The sequence below is a fragment of the uncultured Sphingorhabdus sp. genome, assembly GCF_937872355.1.
Classification (GTDB): domain Bacteria; phylum Pseudomonadota; class Alphaproteobacteria; order Sphingomonadales; family Sphingomonadaceae; genus Sphingorhabdus_B.
Genome location: NZ_CALMSV010000005.1, coordinates 1 through 7,715 on the forward strand (window position 1 = coordinate 1; position 7,715 = coordinate 7,715).

A 7,715-nucleotide genomic window follows, 5' to 3' on the forward strand; every position below is an offset into this window, starting at 1 on the left:
TCTGGCTGCACGGCGATTTCCGCGTCGATGACTGGCTGTTATACAGCTGCGACAGCCCATGGACGGGGCGTGGACGGGGTTTCAACCGCGGGTCGATTTATACTCGCGACGGGCGACTGGTGGCGACCTGTGCGCAGGAAGGTTTGATCCGGATGCGTGCGCCCAAGGCCGATTGATCGGTTCACGTAAAAATCGACGCACCGGTCTATCGGATTGGTTGACGGCGAAACCTGTCTGACTCACAAGAAGGGATAAAGGAGTCCCTTCGATGAAGCTTCGTTCGCTCGCATTTGCTGCCCTCGCTATTGCCGCGCCTTTCGTTGCCCAGCCGGCACAGGCAAGTTCCGATTCCACCTGTTACCCTGACTGGAAAATCCGGCAGACTGACAATAATGGTTGCAGCGGCACGGCTTTGCTCAGCCCGGGCAATGACACGCGCGTCAATCTGCTGATGCTGTTGCACGATCGGCATGGCTTGGTCGGTGTTTCGAATGTCCCGGACTATGACAGCTATTATAATGATCGCCGCCGCAGCGAGGCCGAGCCCTTCAGCTTCCCCTATTTTGCCGGAATATTGGGGCCGGGTCGCAAGGAGCGGGATGACAGTAGCGATTTCCCCTGGGGTACACGTTGCATGTCGAACCAGTCGGGTTCGGCTTCCTTTATCGCAGCGGTCGGCGCGGCAAAGGGCCTGAGCGGAGCCGAACGGGCAACACTGGCCGCCGCGCGCAGCGCGATGAGCCCGCAATGTTCGAGCGATGAAACCGCACGCGCGGTTGCCGAAGTTGCGGTGCACAATGTCACCTCCAAAACCGGCAAGGCCTTTGCCGATTATCTGATTGGGGCCGCTGCCTTTTATGACGGCGATTTTGCCGGCGCGCGCGCCGCATTTTCCTCCATCGGCAAGACCGGCGACAACTGGCTCGATGCGGCTACGACTTATATGATTGGCCGCGTAGCGCTCAATCAGGCGACCGAGAGCGCCTTTGGTGAATATGGCGATCTCAACAAGGAAGGCGGCGATAAGGCGCTGCTCGCGGCTGCGGAAAACGGCCTGCGCGCCTATCTGAAGGGCTGGCCCAATGGCGAATATGCGGCGTCGGCGCGCGGTCTGCTCCGCCGTGTATATTGGCTGGGGCAGGAGCGGCAGAAATTGCTGAACGAATATATCGCCCAATTTGCGGAAAAGGATGCAAGCAAGCGCAACCTGTCGCTCGCCGATCTGGTACAGGAACTGGACATCAAGCTGTTCGGTGAACTCGGCCCCGATGATACCAGCGATCCCGAATTGCTCGCGGTAATCGCGCTGCGTGAAATGCGTTATTATGATGAGGACGATCGGCAAAATGCCCAGAACGGCCCGATCAGCCGTGCTTCGATAGAGGCTTTGCGCGGGCTTTTTGCCGGCAAGGAAGACCTGTTCACCTATCTGCTCGCGGCCCACGCTTATTATGTCGAGAAGAATCCGGCGGCCGTATTGAAACTGATCCCGGCCAACACGGCCGGAACCAGCTATCTCGGCTATAGCCGTCAGTTGCTGCGCGCTGTGGCGATGGACGAAACTGGTGATGCTGGCGCGCGGGGGGCGTTGATCGCCGCACTGAATACCAGCAAGCAGCCCTTCCAAAAGGGCACGGCGGAACTCGGCCTTGCGATGCATCTGGAACGCAGCAAGGCACTCGATCTGGTTTATGCACCGGGCTCTCCGATCCGCGATGCGGAAATTCGCGAAATCCTGTTGCGCTATTCGGCGGGCCCTGCGCTGCTGCGCACGCGTGCTGTCGACAAGGCGGCTCCGGCGAGCGAACGCAACGTCGCGCTGTACGCGTTGCTCTACAAGCAACTGACGCGCGGCGACTATGCGGGCTTTGTAAAGGATAGCGTGCTGGTTCCGGCCAGTGCCAAGCGAATCGCCGCCGACGATTATGAAACGCCCCGTTTCTCGGAAGTTGCGGTGTTCAATTGGGCAGGATCAAAGGATTTTGCCTGCCCGGCGCTCCGCACCACGGCCTCAACGCTGGCCGCCAATGCCAAAGATCCGCGCGGGCTTTTGTGTCTGGGTGAGTTCGTGCGGATGCATGGCATGGACCCCGATTTTTACGGCGTGACAGAATATCTGGATGAGCCGCGTCGCAAGGATGAACTGGGCGGAAACCCAACGCCTTTCGGCGGCAAGCGCTTTTCGCGGCTCGATGCCTATAAGGCGATCATTGCCAATCCGGCAGCGGGAGCTGACAACCGGGCTTATGCATTGCACCGTGCGATCCGTTGCTATGCGCCCAGCGGGATCAATGGCTGCGATGATAGCGAGCAATCACAAGCCCAGCGCAAGGCGTGGTTCCAGCAATTGAAACGCGAATTCCCGACTTCGCCCTGGGCGAAGAAGTTGACCGTCTATTGGTGAGCCGCTGATGCGCCTGCTGGCGCTCTTCGCGCTGCTGCTGCTGTCTGGTTGTGACCGGGCGGAGCAGGGGCGCGTAGATGCGCACGCTTATGACACCTTCTGGCAATGGGCGGGGGTGGAGCCGCAACTGGTGCTCGACAAGGCGAAGACGATTTATATCCTCGCCGCTGAAATCAAGGGCGGGCCTGAGGGGCGCTATGTCGATCTGCGTCCGGCGGTCCCGCGGGTGAAGCATGCGCAGGTCTGGATTGTCTATCGTGTCGAGACGCTGGCGTGGGACGCGAATGTCCTGCCGCGTATCCGGCGCGACATCGAACGCTGGAAAGCCAAGGGAAACCGGATCGCAGGCATCCAGATCGATTTCGACGCCGCGACACGGGGATTGCCCGGCTATGCCGCCTTTCTGAAACGATTGCGTGCCGAATTGCCAAAGGGCACCGGCCTTTCGGTGACTGGCTTGCTCGATTGGAGCAGCGGTGGCGATAGCCCGGCGCTCAACGCGCTGGCGGGCACGGTCGATGAAGTGGTGCTGCAAACCTATCAGGGACGGCAAACCATAGCCGGCTATCAGGCCTATCTGCGCCAGTTGGAGCGGGGGAAGCTGCCGTTCAAAATCGGCCTTGTTCAGAATGGCGAATGGCAAGCTCCGCCCGACCTGCCGCGCAATCCGAAATTCAGGGGCTATGTGGTTTTCCTGTTGAATCCCGAGAGGTCTTGAACATCCGGCCCGTCTGCGTAAAGGCGATGGCGTTCTCCCAGCAAACAGGGCCTGTTCCATGACCGTTACGATCCGCGAAAACGATATCATCGAAAGCGTCGCCGACGCGCTGCAGTATATCTCCTACTTCCACCCGATGGATTATATCCGAGCATTGGGGGAGGCATATGAGAAGGAGCAGGGCCCGGCCGCCAAGGATGCGATCGCGCAGATCCTGACCAACAGCCGCATGTGTGCCGAAGGGCACCGCCCGATCTGCCAGGATACCGGCATCGTCACCGTGATCGTCAAATGGGGGCAGCAATGCGTGCTGGATAGCCACCGCAGCTTGCAGGAGGTGATCGACGAAGGCGTGCGCCGCGCTTACCTCCACCCCGAAAACAAGCTGCGCGCCTCGATCTTGGCCGACCCCGCTTTCACCCGCGTCAACACCCGCGACAACACGCCCTCGGTCGTCCATCTGGAAATGGTGCCGGGTGACAAGGTGAGCTTCGACGTAGCGGCGAAGGGCGGCGGCAGTGAGAACAAGACCAAGTTCAAGATGATGAACCCGTCAGACAACATCGTCGACTGGGTGCTTGAAATGGTGCCGCAAATGGGCGCTGGCTGGTGTCCGCCAGGGATGCTCGGCATCGGCATCGGTGGCACCGCGGAAAAGGCGATGGTGCTCGCCAAGGAAAGCCTGATGGGCGCGATTGACATGGCGCAGCTGAAGGAACGCGGCCCACAAAACGACATCGAGCGGCTGCGCATCGAAATTTTCGACAAGGTCAACGCGCTCGGCATTGGTGCGCAGGGGTTGGGCGGTCTTGCGACGATCCTTGATGTGAAGATCATGGACTATCCGACGCACGCCGCCTCCAAACCCGTCGCGATGATCCCCAATTGCGCAGCTACACGCCACGCGCACTTCACGCTGAAGGGTGCGGGGCCGGTGTTCCTTGAGGCACCCAAGCTGGATGAATGGCCCAAGGTCGAATGGGCGCCGGACAGCGCGGCGAAGCGTGTGAACCTTGATGAACTGACGCCCGAAGTGGTCGCTGGCTGGAAGGCAGGCGACCGCCTGCTGCTCAACGGCAAGATGCTGACGGGACGTGACGCCGCGCACAAACGCATCGCCGACATGCTGGCGAAGGGACAGGAACTGCCCGTCAGCTTCAAGGGGCGGATGATCTATTATGTCGGCCCGGTCGATCCGGTGGGCGAGGAAATTGTCGGCCCCGCCGGCCCCACCACCGCGACGCGCATGGACAAGTTCATGGACATGATGCTCGAACAGGGCCTGCTCGGCTGCGTCGGCAAGGCCGAACGTGGCCCCGCCGCCACACAAGCCATCGCCAAGCACAATTCAGCCTATCTGATGGCAGTCGGCGGCGCGGCCTATCTCGTCGCCCGCGCGATCAAGGGCAGCAAGGTCGTCGGCTTTGAAGACCTTGGCATGGAAGCGATTTACGAGTTTGAGGTGAGCGACTTCCCCGTGACGGTCGCGGTCGATTCCACGGGCGAGAATGTCCACACCAGCGCGCCTTTGGTGTGGAAGAAGAAGATTGCCGAGGAGGGCTTGCTCGAAAACGCCTGACGCGCTGGCGGATCAGGTGCCAGCCTGTTCTGCCGCTAGCCGCGCATAGTAAAGCTGCACGTCATATTCCTCGTCGCCATCATAGCGCGGGGCATAGCTAGCAAAGGCGGCTTCCAGTTCGTCGATCCGTCCGCCACCCCGCACGACATTACGGGGGGGGGCGCCAAGATAATTTTCCCCCGCCTGCATCTGCTGGAATATGATTTCGGCGAAGCGGTCTGCCTCCATGCCGTTGTGGCGTGACAACTGGGTGGCGACCCAGCCGGGGATGATGACGCCAGGGGTGATGTTCGAAAGCTCCGGCTTGTTGGCGATTTCGCGGCGCAGCACGTCCATCAGCCCGAACAGCGCATGCTTTCCCGAAACATAGGCCCCGCCGCCCGTTGGTAGCGCGTTGAACAGCGCGTTTTCCGATGCGGTGGCGTAAATCGCCGCGGGCAGGCCGTCGGCGCGGTAGCGTTTGCCGAAGGTCTGGATGCCGTGCCACACACCCCAGAAATTCACGTCGTAAAGCGCGCGGGCCTCGGCGAGATCCGTATTCAATATGCCGCCGCGCGGTCCGCCGACTCCGGCATTGTTGACTATGATGTCACCGCGCCCATTTTCCGCCCAGGCGAAATCGGCGAGCGCCTCGATCGCTTCCACGTCCGCCACATCGCCCGCGAAATATTTGGCATCAATGCCCTGTGAAATGAGCGCTTCGGTCGCCTCGCCCAGCACTTCCTCGCGCGGCTCGAACAGGATGATCCGCGCGCCAGCCTTGCCCATCTGCTTGGCAAGCGCAAAGCCTATGCCAGTGGCGCCTCCGGTGATGACGGCTGTCTTGCCTGCAAATTGCATCGCTGCTCTCCCTCTGCGCTGGCTTGTCTTGGCCAGACTATGGCGTAAGACGATGTCATGAACCCTGTCTTTCTCCAAGTGGTCATCTTACCGCATCTCGCCACCACAATAACAAGCGACGCATGAGCGAAAAGGGTAAATTCCGCCAATTCCTCTCGCGCCTCGGCCCGGGGCTGGTCACGGGTGCTGCGGATGATGATCCTTCGGGCATCGGCACGCACAGCCAGGTCGGCGCGCAATTCGGATATGGCCTCAGTTGGACCTTTCTTTTCAGCTTTCCGCTGATGGTTGCGATCCAGGAGGTTGCGGCCGAAATCGGGCGCGTGACAGGCGCAGGGATAGCACGCAATCTGCGGCGTCATTATCCCCGCTGGCTGCTGGTGACGATGGTGTCGTTGTTGCTGATCGCCAATATCATCAACCTCGGAGCAGACCTTGCGGCCATGGGTGCGGCGGTAGAGTTACTGGTTGGCGGGCCGGTGATGCTATACACGCTGCTCTTTGGCGTGGTCTGCGTGGTCGCCGAAATCTGGCTTCCATATGAGCGTTACGCCGCGATCCTTAAATGGACGACATTGTCGCTCTTCTCTTATGTCGCGGTGGTGATGGTCGCCAAGGTGCCATGGGGCACCGCGCTGACTTCGCTGATCGTGCCGCAAATCGAATGGTCAGGGGCTTATGCGACGGCGGTGGTCGCCATTCTCGGCACGACCATCAGCCCCTATCTGTTTTTCTGGCAGGCCGCGCAGGAGATTGAGGAGCAGAAGCGCCACAAGGCAAAACCGCTTTACGTCACGCCAAAGGAGGCTGGACCGGAACTGGAGCGTATCCGCATCGACACGCTGACCGGAATGGCGTTCAGCTCGCTGGTCTCGATCGCCATCGTGTTCGCCACCGCCGCGACGCTTCACGCCAACGGCATCTATGACATCGAAACCTCGGCGCAGGCGGCGGAAGCATTGCGGCCGATAGCGGGTGACCTCGCTTTTGCGCTGTTTGCCATCGGCATTATCGGCACTGGCATGCTGGCGGTGCCTGTGCTCGCCGGTTCGGCGGCCTATGCGGTGACCGAGATGTTCGGGATGAAAGGCAGCCTTGCCGCCAAACCGCAAAAGGCGCGCTTTTTCTATAGCGTGATTGTGGTCACCACTTTGCTTGGCGTCGGCCTGCAATTTGTCGGCATCGATCCGGCCAAGGCACTTTACTGGGCGGCGGTGGTCAATGGTGTGCTCGCTGCGCCGCTGATGGCGGTGATGATGCTGATCGCGCGCAACCGAAAGGCGATGCACAGCCTGCGTCTCGGTACGCGGGCGACAATCACCGGCTGGATTGCCACCGGCGTGATGGCGATCGCAACCATCGTCTTTTTCGCCACCCTATGATCTGGCTCCCCGCGACCCTCCTTGCTGCCCTGTTCCAGGCGTGGCGCACCGCAGTGCAGCAGCGGGTGCGGGCGGAGCTTTCCGTGAATGCGGCGGGTCTCGTGCGCTATCTCTATGGCTTGCCGGTGGGAATGGCCTTGTTGGGGTTGTATTTGTGGTGGACGGGAAGCCACTTTCCCGAACTTCATTTGCCCTTCATCGCCTTTTGCGCCGCTGCCGGTTTTGCCCAGATCATCGGTACCAACCTGCTGCTGATGGCCTTTGGCTATCGCAACTATGTCGCGGGCACGGCCTTTGCCAAGACCGAGGCAATGCAGGGGGGCTTGCTGGCGTTCCTGATGCTGGGTGAGACTTTGAGCTGGCTGACTATCAGCGGGATAGCCATTGGCGTTGCGGGCGTCATGATCGTCGCTGCGGGTGGTCAAAGACTTAAGCTGCATGACATTGTCCAACCCGCCGCATTGTGCGGGCTCGGCGCAGGATTGGGCTTCACCATGACCTCGATCTTCGTCAAATCGGCCTCGCTCGAACTGGCAACCAGCGACAAGCTGTTAGCCGCACTGATCGCGCTGGTGGTCGTGCAGGCGTGGCAGACATTGATGCAGGGTGGCTATGTGGCCTGGCGCGAGCGCGAGCAATTACCCCGTGTCTTTGCGACATGGCGTACATCGGGGCAGGTGGGGGTTTTGGCGGCGCTGGGTTCGGCCTGCTGGTTCACCGGCTTTGCCACCGCACCGGTCGCACTGGTGCGCGCGGTGGGGCAAGTCGAAGTGATCCTGACGCTCGGCTTTA

6 protein-coding genes and 1 pseudogene are annotated in these 7,715 nt (G+C 60.8%); 6 read left to right on the forward strand and 1 reads right to left on the reverse strand.

Annotated elements, in window-relative coordinates:
- The 4 genes and pseudogenes from Q0239_RS00085 to Q0239_RS00100 form a co-directional block, all read left to right on the forward strand.
- Positions 1 to 176, forward strand: a pseudogene (locus Q0239_RS00085) (acyl-CoA thioesterase domain-containing protein); the annotation flags it as partial.
- Between the two features lie 92 nt (positions 177 to 268).
- Positions 269 to 2,404: a hypothetical protein gene (locus Q0239_RS00090; RefSeq protein ID WP_298596479.1), complete on the forward strand. Its 2,136-nt coding sequence runs from the start codon at positions 269 to 271 to the stop codon at positions 2,402 to 2,404.
- A gap of 7 nt (positions 2,405 to 2,411) precedes the next feature.
- Complete coding sequence (locus Q0239_RS00095; RefSeq protein WP_298596482.1) at positions 2,412 to 3,122, forward strand: DUF3142 domain-containing protein; 711 nt, start codon at positions 2,412 to 2,414, stop codon at positions 3,120 to 3,122.
- Between the two features lie 58 nt (positions 3,123 to 3,180).
- Entirely contained in the window at positions 3,181 to 4,701 is a 1,521-nt protein-coding gene (locus Q0239_RS00100; RefSeq protein ID WP_298596485.1) for a fumarate hydratase, read from the forward strand.
- A gap of 12 nt (positions 4,702 to 4,713) precedes the next feature.
- On the opposite strand, the gene Q0239_RS00105 is transcribed toward Q0239_RS00100, so the two are convergent.
- Positions 4,714 to 5,541 carry an SDR family oxidoreductase gene (locus Q0239_RS00105; RefSeq protein WP_298596489.1) on the reverse strand — a complete coding sequence of 276 codons (828 nt, stop codon included), beginning with the start codon at positions 5,539 to 5,541 and terminating at the stop codon, positions 4,714 to 4,716.
- Positions 5,542 to 5,663: 122 nt separating this feature from the next.
- Between Q0239_RS00105 and Q0239_RS00110 the strand changes: the two genes are divergently transcribed.
- Together Q0239_RS00110 and Q0239_RS00115 are read left to right on the forward strand one after the other, a co-directional pair.
- Entirely contained in the window at positions 5,664 to 6,923 is a 1,260-nt protein-coding gene (locus Q0239_RS00110; protein WP_298596491.1) for an NRAMP family divalent metal transporter, read from the forward strand.
- On the forward strand, positions 6,920 to 7,715 hold a 796-nt coding region (locus tag Q0239_RS00115; RefSeq protein WP_298596494.1), incomplete at its 3' end, for an EamA family transporter. The genes Q0239_RS00110 and Q0239_RS00115, both read left to right, overlap by 4 nt.